Here is a 15,647-nt window from a genome sequence, read left to right as displayed (position 1 = left end):
GGAGTTTTCAGACGACACAAGGAGGTTCGGGTGGGGGCGCTTTCCGGCCGATTAGGCCGAGCGTTGGCCATCGCGGCGAGTGCGCTGGTCGCGGGCACGGCGGTGGTGGCGGGATCACCGGCGGTGGCACAGCCTTCCGGCGCCGCACCGGTTTCCTGGGGCGAGTGCGACAGCGACGCGCTGGACGGGGTGCCGATCACCGAGCGGTATCTCTACCGCTGCGCGAGCTACCCGGTGCCGGTCGATCACGACGACCCGCGCAAGGGCACCGTCGAACTGGCGATGATGCGTCGCGCGGCGGCCGACCCGGACGCGAAGATCGGCTCGCTGTTCCTGAACCCGGGCGGGCCCGGCGGCGCCGGGTTCAACCGGCCGGTGACCGCGGTGAAGAAGTTCGAGCCGCAGGTGCTGAACCGCTTCGACATCATCGGTTTCGACCCGCGCGGGGTGGATCGCAGCACCCGGCTGCGCTGCTTCAAGTCCGAGGAGCAGGCCGAGAAGGTGCTGGGCCGGATCTCGTCAGTGCCGGTCACCGACAAGCAGATCGGCACCACGATGGCCGCGTTCCGGGACTACGGCGAGGCCTGCGACGACCACGCCGGCGAGCTGCTGCGCCACATGTCCACGAAGGACGTCGCGCGGGACCTCGACCTGATGCGCCAAGGCGTGGGCGACGAACAGCTCAACTACGTCGGTTTCTCCTACGGCACGCTGCTGGGCGCGACCTACGTGAACATGTTCCCGGAGCGCAGCCGCGCGATCATCCTGGACGGCAACGTTGATCCGCAGCTGCGGACCGCCGACGGCGTCCAGTACGACCGGGAGCGGGCGCAGGGCTTCGAGCTGGCGCTGGACTCGTTCCTGAAGCTCTGCGGTGAGAAGGCGCAGCGGTGCGCGTTCGGCGAGGGCGATCCGCGGGCGAAGTTCGACGAGATCCGCGATCACCTGCGGCAGGAACCGATCACCATGCCGGACGGCTCGGAGATCACGCTCGACCAGTTCACCGACAGCGTCAGCAGCGCGCTGTACGCCCCGGACCAGTTCCGGCAGCTCGCCACCGACCTCCAGTCGCTGCACCGGCAGCTGCACCCGAAGCCGGGGCTGGTCCCGGAACTACTTGGCCTGCTTGGCAAGCCGACCTCGCTCGGTCGCCTTGACGCCCCGGCCGACGCCGCGGAGAGCAGCTACGTGGACGACACCTACTACGGGGTGAACTGCGCGGACAAGCCGATTCCCAAGAAGCCCGAGCAGGTGCCGGGCATCGCAGCGCAGTGGGAGGCGGAGTCGCCGACCTTCGGCCGCACGCAGGCGTTCAGCGACGTGGCCGCGTGCTCGAACTGGCCGGATTTCGACCCGGACGTGCACCGCGGCCCGTGGCAGCACCAGGCGGCGAATCCAGTGCTGCTGTTCGGGAACTTCTACGACCCGGCCACCCAGTACGAGTTCTCCCGCCGCATGGAGCAGGAACTGGGCAACGCCCGCCTGGTGAGCGTCGACTCGTTCGGCCACTGCATCCTCGGCAACAGCTCGTGCACCGACCGGATCGCCGCGGACTACCTGACGGACCTGAAAGTCCCAGAACCAGGCCAGGTCTGCCAACCGGACAAGCAACCCTTCGCCTAGTAACTGCATCCACTCGTTTCGCTTCGCGGTGCGGGTGGCGGCCCCCTGCGGGAATCACCGTCGCCTTCTCGCTGTGGTATCCCCGACACACGTATGTCCAATACGACGCGTCGGGACTGTCCTCGCGAGAAGACGCCTGAGAACCCGCGGCGGTGCCGGTTGCGAGGGTGGGCTAAGCGGCTTCGCCGCTTGCGGCGGCACGGGACGAGTGGTCTTGGCTGTCGCGGTGGCCGTTTCGAACGCGGAGAAAAGGTCCTAGGACACGAAAAAGACCCCCGCCCGAGGAGAAGGGTGGGGGTCTGTTTCGTTTGGGTGGCCGATGCGCCGGTCGCCTCTGCGGCGATTGCGCGACGCGGCTCCAGCCGAGCGGTATTCCGCGAAGGCGGTGATTGAGGCCCGGGGGACACGGGCGCACCGACCGAACTGTTAAACGGCCGGACCCGCGGCGGTGTTCCGGTCCCCGGTGTGAGTCACCCCTCACTCGATCGAGATGTCGTCCCGACACGCGCAGATTCGATGCTTGACTCCCGGGGGTCGTCCGCCGGGGCCCTTAGCTTCGAGACATGGATTTCCGCAACGAAGTACGAGTCGGACAACACATCTACGGAGTCACTGCCAAGGGCGAGCCTGCGAGCGACGATCAGCCGGCCACCGTCGCGGTGGAGTTCACCGGCGCGGACGCCGACGGCCGCGTCGTGGCCGAGGGAAACCTGCTGATCGCCATCGACGGGCTCGGCGACGCGAACGCGTTCCTGGCCCAGACCTTGGACGGGCTGGCAGCGCTGCACGCGCCGTGGGCGGCAGGGCGGGGGCGGAGCCGACCACGGCCGCCCAACGCCGGTCGACCGTGGACCGAGGCTGACGGCGAGCGGCTCCGGGAGCGGTGGCTGAGCTCGGTGGGCGAAACCGTGAGCCGGTTGATCGGGGAGCTGGGCGAGGAGTTCGGCCGCACCCGCGGCGCCGTTCGCGCGCAGCTGCCCCGGGTGGGTTGCGATCCGGACGTGCCGGGCCGGGTGCTCGCCGCGGCTTGAGTTCGGCGCGCGGTAACGAGAGCCGGGCTCGATGAATCCGGTGCGGAATCTGGGTTTGCCGGGTGGCGAAGAATTCGTCCGGTGAATCGGAGGCGGTATTCGGACCGGATGTGACTGGGAATCGTGATTTCGACGAGAGGGGAGGTGGGATTCGAGGCTTGTGGCGGAGGCGGCCCGCAATTTCGTGGGCGACGCGTTGGAGCGGTCCTGTTCGGCGCTTGGCGGTGATCGATTCGCCGTTCTCCGGGAGGCGGATTTCCGGGAGGCAGAACGAAGACACCGCCTCGGTGGGGCCCGACGCACGCTGTCGGGACGCCCACGCGAGGCGGTGCCTTGGGAGGCCGCGGCTGACGCCGTCGGCCCCGGTTGCCGGGGTGCACCCGCACCCCGACCACCCGCTCAGAGCCGGGTCAGCACTTCTCGAAGGTGCTCGTCGGGGAGTGCGCGATGGAGCCGGTCGAGCTGAGCGTTTCGGTGTGCACCTTGACGGTGGCGCCGGAGTTGCACGGTGCCTTCGTGGCCAGGTTGATCTCGGTGCCGCTCTGCGCCAGCTCGCCGATCGCCTTCGGCGTCGCGTCCTTCTGCTCGACGACGATCCGCACGGTGACCGTCGCGGTGTTCAGGCATCCGGTGCGCCCGCCGGTCGCGGTCAGGGTGTTGCCTTCACGCGTCGGCTGGTACGCGAAGAGCGCGCAAGCCGGGGCTTTCTCGGCTGCCACCGCGATCGCCGGAGCGGTCGGCGCGATCACGAACGCGGCGGCGGTCAACGCGGCGCTGAGCAGGACGGGCGAGTGTCGCATTCGGGGCCTTCTTCCGTGTACCGAATTGCTGACAGATGCAACGAGAAGTCGATCACTCGCCAGGGTGGCTGTCAATTTGGGGCTGGTTCGGGCGCAATCTTTCACCCGAGCGAGTTTCGCAATTAGTAGTGGTGGCGTGCTCTTGTCGTGCCCGCGCATTTGGGCAGGAGGGATGGGATCGGATTGGATGGTTTTGTGAAAAGTGAATTCTTGTCGTTTTGTGGCGGCAGGAGTGGGTTTCGGCCGGGCGTCGGCGATCGCCCGCATGGGCTCGTGCTGCAATATTTGCAATTCCTCTGTTAATGTTGCAGCGCTATCGAGGGGGTGTCGATGTCCAAGACGGTCGCCAAGGCGGTCCACGTGCTCGAAACCCTCGCCGGAGCGCCCAAGACCATCGCAGAGCTTGCGCGCGAGCTCGGCGTGCACAGCTCGACCGCGCTGCGCATGCTGCAGCCACTGGCCGACGGCGGCCTGATCGCCCGCGGCCCGGACGGCCGGTACCGCCTCGGGTTCCGGCTGGTCGAGCTCGGCCAGCAGGTGCTGGAGGAGATGGACCTGCGCGCGGTCGCCCGGCCGCACCTGATCTCGCTCGCGGACGCCGCGCGCTCGACGGTGCACCTGGCACAGCTGGTGGACGGCCAGATCGTCTACGTCGACAAGATCGACGGCGCGGCGTCGATCCGCACCTGGTCGCGGATCGGCAGGGCGGTGCCGCTGCACACCGCCGCCGCCAGCAAGGTGATCTTGGCGGCGTTGCCCGCCGAACGCCGGGATCGCCTGCTGTCCGCGCACGCCTTCACCCGCTACACCGAGCGCACCATCACCGACGAAGCGGAGTTCCGCGCCCACCTCGCCGAGGTCGCGCGGCTCGGCTACGCCACCGACCAGGCGGAGTTCGAGCCGCTGGTGCACTGCATCGGAGTCGGGATCCCGGACGCCACCGGGCAGCTCGCGGCGGCCGTGTCGCTGACGACGGTGCGCGCGGATGCCGACCTGCCCGAGCTGGGCCGACTCCTCGGCCAGGTCCGGGACACGGCGAGCGCGATCGCCGCGGCTCTCGGCCGCTCGGCGAGCTGACCGCCGGAGATCCGGCGGCGGGCGTTGGGCGATCTCGGGTGATCGGAACAACTCGGGGCAACCCGTGACCGTTCCCAGGGGTGTTCGTTACCAGGGTGTTCGGCGGTGACCTGGAGGATCGCGATGACCTGGATGATCTACGGAGCGAGCGGCTACACCGGTCGGCTGGTCGCCGACCTGGCGCTCGACCGCGGCGAGCGGCCGGTGCTGGCAGGCCGCGATCCGGGGAAGGTCGCGGCCTTCGCCACGCCTCGCGGCCTGCCGTACCGGGTCTTCGACCTCGGCGATCCCGACGCGGTCGCGGAGGCGCTGCGCGATGTCGACGTCGTCGCGCACTGCGCCGGGCCGTTCTCCGCGACGTCGGCACCGATGGTCGAGGGCTGCCTGCGCGCCGGCGCGCACTACCTCGACATCACCGGTGAGATCGACGTGTTCGAGGCGGTTTTCGCACGCCACGAGGACGCCAGCCGGGCCGGGGTGGTGCTGCTGCCGGGCTCGGGCTTCGACGTGGTGCCCACCGACTGCCTGGCTGCGATGGTCGCCGCCGAGCTGCCGACGGCGACGCATCTGGATCTCGCCTTCCATGCCAGCGGCGGGATCAGCGGCGGAACGCTGAAGAGCGCTCTGGAGGGAGCCGCGCTGGGCGGTAGGGCCCGCATCGAGGGCGAGGTACGCGCCGTGCCGATGGCGTGGCGGCGGCGCGAGATCCCGTTCCCGTCCGGGCCGCGCCGGGTCGCCTCGCTGCCCTGGGGCGACGTCAGCACGGCCTACCGCAGCACCGGGATCGGCAACATCACCACTTTCGCGCACCTGCCCGGGCTCGCCCGGACCGGCCGTCGCTCGGCCAGGCTGTCGCAGGTCGTGATGGGTTCGCACGTCGTGCAGCGGCTGGGCAAGGCCGCGATCGGCGCGGCCGTGCGCGGCCCGGGCCGGGCCACGCGCTCGCGCAGCTGGGTCGAGGTGTACGCGGAAGCGACGGCGCCGGACGGCGCGAGCGTGTCGGCGGCCCTGATCGGGCCGGACACCTACGACCTCACGGCGGACGCGGTGCTCCGGGCGGTCGGCGCCCTGCGCTCCGAACGTCCGGCTCCCGGCGCGCACACCCCGGCCACTGCGTTCGGCGCGGACTTCGTCCGGCGCCTGCACGGAGTCAAGATCATCGAACCGGCCCACCGCTGAAACCGTCCACGGTGCACCGAAATTCGACGACGTCGGAGGCTCACCGGATCGCGCACGCAACGAGCCTCGGTGGGAGTGACGGTGTCCGTTGTGGGCTCTCGTGATGCCGCGGGTTACTCGACGAGGACGCGGAGCATGCCGTCCGGGCCGTCGTCGTTCTCCAGGAACTCCAGGAACGGCCCTTCGCCGGAGGCCGGGCGCAGGGATGCGAACTCGGAGCGTTCGCCCGCCAGCTCCATACCGGTCGCCGTCGCCATGGTCCGGGCGTCCGAGCGCGGGTCCGGGGTGTCGACCACGACTGCGGCGACCGGGCCGGTGTAGGCGTAGACCTTGCGCGGTTCGAGCACGCACAGCTCGTTGCCTTCGACGTCGGCCATCACCACCCACGGCACTTCGCTGCTCTGGTCGATGTCGGCGAACCGGGCGCCGGCGTTGAACAACCGCTCCACGATCCGGTTCTGATCGTCGTGCGTCTCGCTGCGCAGGTCCAGGTGCACGCCGTTCTTGCGGGTCTTGGCGCGGGCACTGGCGACGAACCGCAGCAGCACCCCGGGGCCGGTCGGCTCGACGACGATCCCGGACGTCGTGTCGAGCCGCCAGCCGAGCACGTAGGCCCACCACCGCGCGAGCCGCTCCGGCTCCCGCGCCGAGAACTCCACGACGACCGACGCCATGCGGCGAAAGTACGGGCACTCCCCGGCTTCGACAACTTCATCGGGGCGGCCGTTAAAGAGGTGGCGAACGGCCCGCCGGTGGTCTTAGCTTGCGGGCCATGCGGATTCGTGAGGCGCACCCCGACGACTGGCCGGCGATCTGGCCGTTCATGCAGGAGATCGCGGCGGCGGGGGAGACGTTCTCCTGGGACCGCGACATCGACGAGCAGCGCGCCAGGCAGCGCTGGTTCCCCCAGCCGCCGGGCCGGACGGTCGTCGCCGTGGACGATGACGGCCGAGTGGTCGGCACTGCGGTATCCGGCCCGAACCACGAGGGGCCTGCGGCGCACGTCGCGACGGCCAGCTTCATGGTCGACGCCGAACACGCCGGGCGAGGCGTGGGCCGGGCGCTGGGCCGCCACGTGCTGGACCAGGCGCGAGCGGACGGCTTCCGCGCGATGCAGTTCAACGCGGTCGTCGAGACCAACGACCGGGCCGTTGCCCTCTGGCGCTCGCTCGGCATGCGGATCGTGGCGACCCTGCCGGAGGCGTTCCACCACACGACCCACGGCTACGTCGGCCTGCACGTCATGTACCAGCAGTTCTGAAGCCGAAGCCTCGTGAGTGCTCATTCCGGTTCTTACCGGATTGAGCACTCACGAGGGATCTAGCCCGGTGCGGAGGTCGGCGAGCAGGGTGGGCAGGACGGCTTCCTCTTCGATAGCTCGGGCGGCCGTGGCCATCAGGTCTGCCAGCTGCGGATCCCAGGGGGTTTCGAGCGGGGCGCCGACGAGGTTGGGCAGGTCGGTGCGAGTCGCCGCGGCCTGGTCGAGGGCCTCGCGGTAGTCGGCCGCCGACATCCGCCAGGGGCGGGCGCCGTGGTGCGCGAGGAGCGAGCTGGTGATGCTGATGCCCGGCCAGTCGAAGTCGCCGTGGTAGTGCAGAGTGGCGCCGCCGTCTGCGAGGCGCTGCAACAGCGTCCGGGTGACGGTCGTGGGGCGGCCCGACACGCAGACCACGGGATGCGCGATGCCTTCTTCCACGGCCGATTCGAGGACTCGCGGGTTCTCGCACACCGCGATCGCGGTGCCGGGTTCGACGAGGCGGGCCGGAGCGGCACGCAGGTCGAGATGGGTCAGGTGGGTCGGCAAGCCCAGCGCGGTGCGCTGCCGGACGCCCTGCGACCAGTCGTCCGAGCCGACCAGCGGCAAGGCCCAGCACAGCACGGTCGAGGACACGGCATCGAGCGTGACCCCGCAGCGCTCCCACAAGGCCCGGCGCTCGCGCTCGTTGCCCGGCGTTTCCACGCCGTGCGCCAGCGCGGCTGCCTTGAGCACGACCCGGCTCAACGCCGTGCCGTTGTCGAGCCGATGCGCTCCGCCAACGCTCGCCGCGAGCTCGCTACGCGACGTCCACGCCTCCGGCGGCTCCGCCAGCGCTAACGCGCTCAGCGCCTTCGCCGCGCTGCGCGCGACGGCGGGTAGCTCGTCGTCGCCGACTCGCCCGTACTGCTGGAGCCACTGCGTCCACGGCTCCGCCCATGCCGCCGTCGCGAGCCCTCGCTCCGCGAGTGCCGCTCGCAGCGTCTCCGCAGTCCGCTCGCGCCGTTCGTCCCGCTCCGCGGATTCCCGTCGCGCCAATGGCCGCGCGTGCAGGATCTCCAGGATTTCCGCCAGTCCCAACGCGAACCGGCTGCGCCGGATCGCTTCGTCCAGTTTGGACAGGCTGATCCGGGTGCCTTGGCCCCACATCGGGCGGCCGTACAGCTCGCCGACGGCTCGCTGGGTTTCTGCGTCGGGCAGCTCCAGCCGGAACGTCGCCGGTGGATTCGCCGCCTCCAGCGCTTCCCGGGCCTTCTCCCACAACCCGCGCAGCGGCTCGACGCCCCACACCGCGCGGACGTCGTCCTCGACACTCACGTCAGATCGCCCCCATTCCCTTGGAAGTATGCGCGAAGGACATCTGCTACCAGCAAAGATGCCCTTCGCCGCACGCCCGGTCCGGGTGTGCGGATCGCGGCGGAGGGCGCCTTCTGGCAGCTCACGTGCGGGAAGGCGCCCTTCGCCGCGCGAAGATCATCCGTCGGTGCGGTCGAGGGCGGCGCCGTCCCAGGTGGTGTGGGTGCAGGCGATGCCGTGGCCGCTGCGGGGGCGCAGCACGTCGTAGATGTGCATCTTCGGGATCTTCGGGGACACTCCCCAGCCGCTCGGCCAGGTGATCAGCCAGTCCATGTCCAGGTCCACCAGCAGGCCGAGCATCCGCGCGATCGTCGGATCGTCCAGCCGCTCGAACGCCTCGTCCAGCAGTACCAGCCGCAGCGGCCCACGCCCGTCCGAGGACACGCTGACCGCGTCGTAGAACGCCGCCGCCGCGGCGAACAGCGTCACGTAGGAGATCAGCCGCGTCTCGCCGGAGGACAGCTGCCGCAGCCGGCGGACGCGCGGTTTGCCGTCCGGGCCGGTGTCGCGGACCCGCACCGTGAACGCGAACCACGACCGGTAGTCCAGCGCCCGCGCCAGGATTTCCGCGTAGCCGCCCGAGGTGCTGTCCCGCTCGGACTCGATGAGGTCGGTGAACACCCGGCGCAGCAGCGCGTCCTGGTCGTCGCTGCGGCTGGCGAACGGGGTGCGGACCAGGTCGATGGCCTGCTTGATGTCGTCGCCGAGCGCCGCCGACGGCTGCCATTCCAGCTGGACGTGCACGCCCTGGCTGGAGCGGGCGCCGTCGAGCACCTCGTTCATCCGCTTGCACAGGTCTTCGGCGATGCCGACCTGGCCGCGCAGCCGTTCCGCGAGGTCGCGGATCAGGTAGTCGGCGAAGATCGACTGGTAGCGCTCGTTGAGGTAGCCGCGCTGTTCGCCGAGCCGCTCGCCGACCCGGCGCGCGGCATCCGCCACCGGCTGCGGGCCTTCCTCGCCGGTGACGGTCACGGTGAGCAGGCCGTGCTGGTCGGCGGCCGTGATGTCGTAGTTGCCGCTCAGCGAGTGCTGCAGGGTTTGCAGCCGGTTGAGCACCGTGGCCTCCGACGAGCCCCGGCGGTCCGCCTCGGTGAGCAGACCCGCCGCCTCGTCCAGGTCCTCCGGTGCGGTCTCGGCGACGTCCGCGGCCGACCACAGGCCCGGAATGCGCAGCACCTGCCGGAACGTGTCGGTCGCCGTCGTCGCGTCGTGCTCCCGGCCCGCGAGCTGGGATTGCTTGTGCTCCAGCTGGGTTTCCAGCCTCGCCGAGGATTCCCGCAGCGAGCTGATCTTCTCCCGCGCCTGCGGCAGCTGCGTGCGCAGCTCGGCTCGCTCCCGTTCGAACGCGCCGACCTTGTCGGCGATCTGCTGCGCCTCGCCGCCGACGGCGGAGGTGAGTTCCGCGAGGCCGGTGGCCTGCTCCGAGTACTCGGCGCACCGCCGCTCGGCCTGCGACTCGGCCTCCATCCGGTCGGCCACCGCCGCGTCGTGGTGCAGCGAGAGTTCCCGCAGGTCGGTGAGCGTCGGCAGGCAGCGCGACTCGATCGCCTCGCGGAGCGCGTCGATGCCGGCCCTGGCGTCGAGGGCGGCGCGGTGGGCGGCGTCGAGCGCCTGCGTGTCGGCGGGCAGGTCGGCTTCGCCTGCGGAGCGCACCAGCTCGCCTTGCGCCGCCTGCCAGCGCTGATCGGCGCTCTCGTGCTGCTCGCGCAGCTGCACGACCTTCTGGTCGGCGTCCGCGGCGGCCTCGATCGCCGTGGTCAGCTTGGCGTGCGCGGTCAGCAGGTCACTGTCGTCCGGGTAGGACTCGAGGTGCTGCTCCAGCGCCGCGGTGTCCTCGCTCGCTTCGCGGTGCCGCCGCTCGGCTTCGCCGGTCTCCGCGCGCAGCCGCGCGAGGTCCTCTTCCAGCTCAGCGATGCGCCTGGCCCGGGCCGCTTCGCGGGCCCCAGCGCCGACGTACTCCGCGGCCTCCTTGCGCCAGGAGCCGGACAGCACCCCCGCGCGCCAGTCGCCGGTGACCGACACCGAAAGTCCGGCGCCGCCATCGATCGACACCGAGGCCAGCAGGGCGTCGACCCGCTCCGGCGGCACCGGGCAGTCGGCCTCGGCGGCGGGCGACAGCAGCTCGGCCAGCGTGCCGCCGGAGCCGGGTTCGGCCGGGGCGGCGAGCAGATCGGCGAGGCCGGGCACCGCGCCTTCGGTGGTGACCCAGGCGTTGAGCAGCCCGCTGGACTGCAACGCCGCCTCCAGCCCGGCCCGGTCGGATTCGTCCAGCGACGGCTGGAAGTCCACCAGCTCGTAGAAGGCCCGGCCCCGGGCGGCGTCGCGTTCGCCGTCGGCCCAGGCGGGGCGGTTCGGCGTCTGCTCGTGCCCGGCGCGGAGCTCGGCGAGTTCCTGTTCGCGGGACCGGGATTCCGCGCGGAGCTCGGTGATCTCCTGCTCCACCTCGGAAACCTGCCGGCGGGCCTCGTGCAGCTGCGGCTTGGCCCAGCGGCGCGCCTGCTCGCGGGCTTGCCGCGTCGCCGACCGGTCCGCGGCGAGGTCCTCCGCCGACGGCGGCTCCGGTAGCTCGTCATCCACAGTGGACGGCCATGCCACGGCCCACTTCTGCGCGCGCTCCACCCACACCGCCGCGGCGTCGGTGAGCTCCTGCTGCGCCTGGTTGCGCCGGCCGGCCGCCTCCGTCGCGGTCAGCTGCGCCTGCCGCGCCTGCCGCTGGAGCTCGACGACCTTGTCCTGCTCCGCGTCCAGCTCCTGGGCCTGCTGGTGCAGCGCGAGCGTCAACGCCGAACGCTGCCGGGCGACGGCCGAGACCTGCTCGGAAGTCCCCATGGCAGCGCGGAATTCCGCGCTGAGCGCATCGGTGTCCAGCTGCGGCGCGGCGTAGCGCTCGACGGGCAGCGGCTCGGCGTCCGGCTCCGGTGAGGTGCGCACCCGCGCCTGCTCGGACCGCACCTCGGCGGCCGGAATCGCCGGTGGCCGCGGCACCAGCGCCCCGTCCAGTCCCGCCGTGGAAAGCTGCTGTGCAGCGCGTGCCGCTGCTTGCCCGGCCGCTTCGGAATCGCCGGTCAACCGGCGCAGCATGCCGACCACCGACTCCGCCGAGCGGTGTTCCTGCGCGCGGTGCTTGCTCGCCGTGTCGAGCGAGGAAACCGCTGCGGCGCGGGCGCTTTCCACCAGGCGCTCGCGGTCGCGCAGGTTCTGCAGCTCGGAGTACGCCGGATGGGAGCGCAACGCGTCGATGCTGGATTCCAGCTCGGCCTCGCGCCGTTCGAGTTCGGTGATCGTCTCCTGCGCGCTCTCCCTGTCCCGCTGCTTGCCGGTTACCTGCTTCTCCAGGCCGGTCAGCTCCTTGCGCAGCGCCCGCAGCTTCTCCCGCGCGGTGCGCATCGCCTCGGCGCGGTCGCGCAGCGCGCCGAAGGCGTAGCCGGAATAGGTGGACAGGAACGCGGTCAGCGCCTTGTCGGCGCCGGTCAGCCGGACGATGTTCTCCCGGATCGACTCCAGGTCGTCGAACGACGTCGCCAGCCGCTCGATCAGGCCCGGGTCCAGGGGCGGCAGCGCATCCGACAGGATCTGCTCCAGCTGCCCTTCCAGGACCTTCAGGCCTACGTCGGGATTGCGCAGCGTGCGCTGCAGGTGCAGCAGGTCGCCGTAGCGGGCGGCGGGCACGCCGTAGACCGAGGCGGCGACCTTCGCGCGGAACGCCTGGTCGTCGAGGACGCAGTCGGCGCCGAGCAGCTCGCGCAGCTGCGCCGAACCCAGCGGCACCCGGTCCGCGCCGACCAGGTAGAGGTTGATGCCGACCCGGCGGCTGGTGATGAACCGCCACGAGTCGCTGATCGACTGCGAGGTCTTGGACGCCTTCACGCCGATGCCGCAGGTGAGGAATTCCTCGCCACCGCCGGGGGTTTCGCGGTGCAGCTCGATCCAGGCGTAGCCGATCCGGTTCGGCCCGCCCGGGTACTCGTCGAGCATCAGGCGCCGGATGCTGACCGTGTCGAAGCCCTTCGAACCCAGCTGGCGGAGGTCGCCGTCCAGGCACAGCGGCAGCAGCAGCTCCAAGGTGCGGGACTTGCCGGAACCGTTGGTGCCCTGGAAGATCGCCCGGCCGCCGCCCAGGTCGAAGGTCGTCTCGGCGTACTGCCAGATGTTGACGATCCCGCCGCGGTGCAGCCGCCAGCGGTTGGCAGTGGGCACCGATTCCGTGCTGTCCGCGCTCACCGTTGACCGTCCCCTTGCATCTCGTCGAACACCGTCATCTCGTCGAACAGCGACCAGCCCGGTGGCTCCGGGGCCGCCGGTTCCGGTTCCCGGCCTGGGGCCGGGGTGGCGTCCGGCTGCGGCAGCCAGCGGTGCGCCGCCGGGCCGAGCAGCCATCGGCCGTCGCGCTCCTGCAGCAGGCCGAGCCGGCGCAGCAGCGCGACCACCGAGTGCACCAGCGCCTGGTGGTCCTCGGTGGCCTGCCGGGACCAGGCGGCCGGGTAGGAGTCGACCAGTTCCTGGCAGACATCGACGAAGTCCTGCCAGGTCACCGGGTGCTTGCCCGCCCCGTCCGGTTCCGCGCGGCCCAGCAGTTCCGGCAACGCCAGCAGCGCGATGCGCGCGACCGTGCCGGGGCCGGGGAAGACCAGGTCGGTGAGGTAGTCCTCCGGGTCGCAGACCACCACGCCCTCCGCGCGGCACTCGCTGATCAGGCCGAAGAAGCGCTCCAGCAGGCGGGATTCGCCGGTCACGTGCTCGCGCAGCCAGGTGGAGTGCTCGGCCGGCAGGTCGGAGTAGAGCACGACCGGGTCCTCGACCAGCCGGCGCCGCACCGCGTGCTCCAGGTTCCGGGGCCCGGCGGCGGAGGCGAGCTCGACCAGCTGCTCGGGGCTTTCCGCCTCGGCGAGCGGCCCGGCGATGAGCTGGCCGAGCAGATCGGTGTCGATGGTGATCAGCGCCTCGGCGGTGGCCTCCGCGGTCACCGAGCCCTCGGTCTCGGTGATCACGCCGAGCGCCACCAGGTGCCGCAGCGCCGCCGTGAGAGCGCGCCGGTCCGCCGGGTCGTCGACCACCTGGATCTCGGCCTCGGCTGCCGCCGCGCGGACATCGCTGACCAGGCGCGACAGCAACAACTGGCGGCCGATGCCGGTCAGCGCGGCCAGCGTCAGCGCCAGGTACGCGTAGCCGCGGGGCGACAGCGACGCCTCGCCGCGGGTGGCGTCCACGCCCGGCCCGGACTTGTAGAGCCGGGCGAAGCGCCGCTCCACCACTAGGCGGTAACCCAGCAGCGACGAGAAGATCTCTTGGAGCACCACGCGCTGGCGGTAGATCATCGGCAGCAGGTCGCCGTCCGGGCCGCCGGGGCGCAGCAGCGGCCGGCGCAGCAGCACGCGCGCGCAGCGGACCGCGTTCGCCGCGTCGATGTCCGGGAGTTCGTCGAAGGTCGCGATCATCGGGCGGCTCCGCGCAGTGGCTCCGAGGTGTCCGGGATGGCGCCGTCGCCGGAGACTTCGAGCACCGTGTCCCGAAGCGTCAAAGTGCCTGCGGCGCTGGAGATCCGGGTCTCCTGGCCCGCCTCGGGGCGGACCGTGACGCGCAGCCGGTGCACCGGGTCGAGCGCCGTGCCGGCGTCGTCGGAGCCGTCGCGCTGCGCCATCGCCAGCGTCAGCAGCTCGCACAGCACGCCGAGCGCATCGGCGGACAGCCGCCGCTCGTCCAGCCGCGAACTCGCCGCCGCGAGCTCGGCGACCGCCGCGGAGCGCCGCTCGTCGGCCTGCCGGGCCTGCGCCAGCAGCGTTTCCTCGGTCATCGGGTCGTCGAGCACCCGCGAGGTCCGGCCGCGCGCTCCGCGATCTCCCCGGCTGCGCACGCTCACCGTCACGTCGAGCATCGGGCCGTCGCGCCACGAGACCTTGTCGTTGTCGCTGTCGTAGTCCGGCGCGGGCAGCAGGTGCCGCGCCGAGTGCAGGCCGAACGCGGCCGAATACACCTGGTGGGCGGTGGTTTCGTCGGCGCCGTCGAACCACTTCGCCAGCTTCAGCAGCTCGCCCCGCCGCCCCGGCACCAGCCCGCCGCCGGACGTGGCGCGCTTGACGCTGGCCAGCAGCGAGCCGATCGCGCGGGCGGTGGCCTCGCGCAGCGCGGCGACCTGGCTCGGCCGGCCCGGCGAGTCGACGAACCAGTCGGTCAGCTCCTGCCAGTCCGCGGCGGTGCGGCCCCGCGCTCGCTCCACGTCGATGCCCAGCTGGTCGGCCGGGCCGAGCAGCCGGAGCAGCTCGCCGCGGACACCGGCCAGCCCGGCCAGCGAACCGGCGATCGTCCCGGTGTGCCGCAGCACGTCCTCGACGACCATCTGGATGTACTCGACCAGCAGGTTCCGGAACCCGGAGATCTCGTCGGGCGCCAGTTGGTGGCGCGTGACGACCTGGCCCAGGTAGGCGTAGAAGTCGCGCACCGTGGCGGCGAGCTCGGCGTGCTGCAGGAACACCGTGGTGACCTGCTCGGCGAGCCGTTCCCGGGCCTGCCGCGCGGGTTTCGCCCGCGGATCGCGGCTCTCGGCGGTCAGCGCCGTCGAAAGCGCCTCGCCGATCCCGGACAGCCCGCGATCGATGGCGGGCAGCAGCTCGCGCGACACCTCGCGGGCGCCCTCGGGAACCCGCAGCAGCGCGTCGACGTCCCGCTGCACCCGGACCGCGAGCTTGCTGACCTGGTAGCGCACGCTGCCGTGCTGGAACTCGGCGATGCTCGACGCGATCGTCTCGCGGCGGCCCACCACCAGGTTGCCCCACTTGACGAGCTGCTTGAGCCGGTCGATCACGGTGTCCACATCGGACTCACCGGCGGCCACCCGGCCTTCGCGCTCGGCGGCGGCCAGCGCCGCGGCGACCTCGCCGGCGGACAGGTCGGCCAGCAGCGTCGAGGTGAACAACCGCATGATCGCCAGGTAGGTGCGATGCTCGGGCGCCTGCAGGTAGGCGAAGAGCTGCAGGCGCTGCCCACCGTCGCGGGTCTGCTCGGGAGCCTGCGTGGCCGGCGCGTCCGTCGCGGTGGTTCCCGCGACGCCCGCGCGCAGCACGTCGGCATCGTGGTCAGGGGCCGTCACGGTCCGCCACGATATCCCGTCCTGCCGACACGGCAGGTCACCTGGCATGCGGTGACCGGTCCCACCAGCCCCAGCGGTAGCGTTCCGGGGAGCTTTGCGAGGTCGGGGGTGCCCGTGACCGGGCCACTCGCAATGCCGGGAACCCGAGGTGCGCCGGGGCTCGTGAGTGCTTTGGACCGCTCTGGCGATCCAAAACGCTCACGACCGATCACCAGCGCGAACGCCCGTCCGGGCGCGGGTTC

Annotated in this window: 11 protein-coding genes; 5 read left to right on the top strand and 6 right to left on the bottom strand. The window is 71.6% G+C overall.

Annotated elements, in window-relative coordinates; all coding sequences use genetic code 11:
• The first annotated feature begins 30 nt into the window (after positions 1–30).
• Together AB0I53_RS26125 and AB0I53_RS26120 are read left to right on the top strand one after the other, a co-directional pair.
• The gene (locus AB0I53_RS26125; protein WP_358608067.1) at positions 31–1,623 is read left to right on the top strand and encodes an alpha/beta hydrolase; all 1,593 of its coding nucleotides are present in this window, start codon (positions 31–33) and stop codon (positions 1,621–1,623) included.
• A gap of 563 nt (positions 1,624–2,186) precedes the next feature.
• On the top strand, positions 2,187–2,654 hold the full coding sequence (locus tag AB0I53_RS26120) for a hypothetical protein (protein WP_358608064.1): 468 nt from the start codon (positions 2,187–2,189) through the stop codon (positions 2,652–2,654).
• Positions 2,655–3,064: 410 nt separating this feature from the next.
• On the opposite strand, the gene AB0I53_RS26115 is transcribed toward AB0I53_RS26120, so the two are convergent.
• The gene (locus tag AB0I53_RS26115) at positions 3,065–3,454 is read right to left on the bottom strand and encodes a hypothetical protein (protein ID WP_358608061.1); all 390 of its coding nucleotides are present in this window, start codon (positions 3,452–3,454) and stop codon (positions 3,065–3,067) included.
• Between the two features lie 330 nt (positions 3,455–3,784).
• Here AB0I53_RS26115 and AB0I53_RS26110 point away from each other — a divergent pair, with 330 nt between their 5' ends.
• Both AB0I53_RS26110 and AB0I53_RS26105 read left to right on the top strand, forming a co-directional pair.
• Positions 3,785–4,531: an IclR family transcriptional regulator gene (locus AB0I53_RS26110; protein ID WP_358608058.1), complete on the top strand. Its 747-nt coding sequence runs from the start codon at positions 3,785–3,787 to the stop codon at positions 4,529–4,531.
• Between the two features lie 105 nt (positions 4,532–4,636).
• Positions 4,637–5,710: a saccharopine dehydrogenase NADP-binding domain-containing protein gene (locus tag AB0I53_RS26105; protein ID WP_358608055.1), complete on the top strand. Its 1,074-nt coding sequence runs from the start codon at positions 4,637–4,639 to the stop codon at positions 5,708–5,710.
• Positions 5,711–5,823: 113 nt separating this feature from the next.
• Here AB0I53_RS26105 and AB0I53_RS26100 read toward each other — a convergent pair whose 3' ends face one another.
• Positions 5,824–6,384, bottom strand: coding sequence for a VOC family protein (locus AB0I53_RS26100; RefSeq protein ID WP_358608052.1), 561 nt, complete (start codon positions 6,382–6,384; stop codon positions 5,824–5,826).
• 98 nt (positions 6,385–6,482) lie between these two features.
• Here AB0I53_RS26100 and AB0I53_RS26095 point away from each other — a divergent pair, with 98 nt between their 5' ends.
• Entirely contained in the window at positions 6,483–6,971 is a 489-nt protein-coding gene (locus AB0I53_RS26095; protein WP_358608049.1) for a GNAT family N-acetyltransferase, read from the top strand.
• 48 nt (positions 6,972–7,019) lie between these two features.
• Here the strand turns inward: AB0I53_RS26095 and AB0I53_RS26090 are convergent, their stop codons facing one another.
• The 4 genes from AB0I53_RS26090 to AB0I53_RS26075 all read right to left on the bottom strand — a co-directional run bounded on the left by AB0I53_RS26090 (position 7,020) and on the right by AB0I53_RS26075 (position 15,405).
• Positions 7,020–8,282 carry a TIGR02679 family protein gene (locus AB0I53_RS26090; protein WP_358608046.1) on the bottom strand — a complete coding sequence of 421 codons (1,263 nt, stop codon included), beginning with the start codon at positions 8,280–8,282 and terminating at the stop codon, positions 7,020–7,022.
• 156 nt (positions 8,283–8,438) lie between these two features.
• Positions 8,439–12,542, bottom strand: coding sequence for a TIGR02680 family protein (locus AB0I53_RS26085; RefSeq protein WP_358608043.1), 4,104 nt, complete (start codon positions 12,540–12,542; stop codon positions 8,439–8,441).
• The gene (locus AB0I53_RS26080) at positions 12,539–13,756 is read right to left on the bottom strand and encodes a TIGR02678 family protein (RefSeq protein WP_358608040.1); all 1,218 of its coding nucleotides are present in this window, start codon (positions 13,754–13,756) and stop codon (positions 12,539–12,541) included. The genes AB0I53_RS26085 and AB0I53_RS26080 overlap by 4 nt, the downstream gene beginning before the upstream one ends.
• Positions 13,753–15,405, bottom strand: a complete 1,653-nt coding sequence (locus tag AB0I53_RS26075) for a TIGR02677 family protein (protein WP_358608037.1) — start codon at positions 15,403–15,405, stop codon at positions 13,753–13,755. The genes AB0I53_RS26080 and AB0I53_RS26075 overlap by 4 nt, the downstream gene beginning before the upstream one ends.
• Positions 15,406–15,647 lie beyond the last annotated feature (242 nt).

It is taken from the genome of Saccharopolyspora sp. NPDC050389 (genome assembly GCF_040655595.1).
GTDB lineage: Bacteria > Actinomycetota > Actinomycetes > Mycobacteriales > Pseudonocardiaceae > Saccharopolyspora.
This window is presented reverse-complemented; position numbering and strand designations above follow the sequence as displayed.

What these genes read in the sequence shown, in the direction of transcription:
- AB0I53_RS26100 (WP_358608052.1), bottom strand. Translation starts at nt 6,384, where the DNA reads ATGGCGTCGGTCGTCGTGGAGTTCTCGGCGCGGGAGCCGGAGCGGCTC.
- AB0I53_RS26110 (WP_358608058.1), top strand. Translation starts at nt 3,785, where the DNA reads ATGTCCAAGACGGTCGCCAAGGCGGTCCACGTGCTCGAAACCCTCGCC.
- AB0I53_RS26120 (WP_358608064.1), top strand. Translation starts at nt 2,187, where the DNA reads ATGGATTTCCGCAACGAAGTACGAGTCGGACAACACATCTACGGAGTC.
- AB0I53_RS26080 (WP_358608040.1), bottom strand. Translation starts at nt 13,756, where the DNA reads ATGATCGCGACCTTCGACGAACTCCCGGACATCGACGCGGCGAACGCG.
- AB0I53_RS26115 (WP_358608061.1), bottom strand. Translation starts at nt 3,454, where the DNA reads ATGCGACACTCGCCCGTCCTGCTCAGCGCCGCGTTGACCGCCGCCGCG.
- AB0I53_RS26095 (WP_358608049.1), top strand. Translation starts at nt 6,483, where the DNA reads ATGCGGATTCGTGAGGCGCACCCCGACGACTGGCCGGCGATCTGGCCG.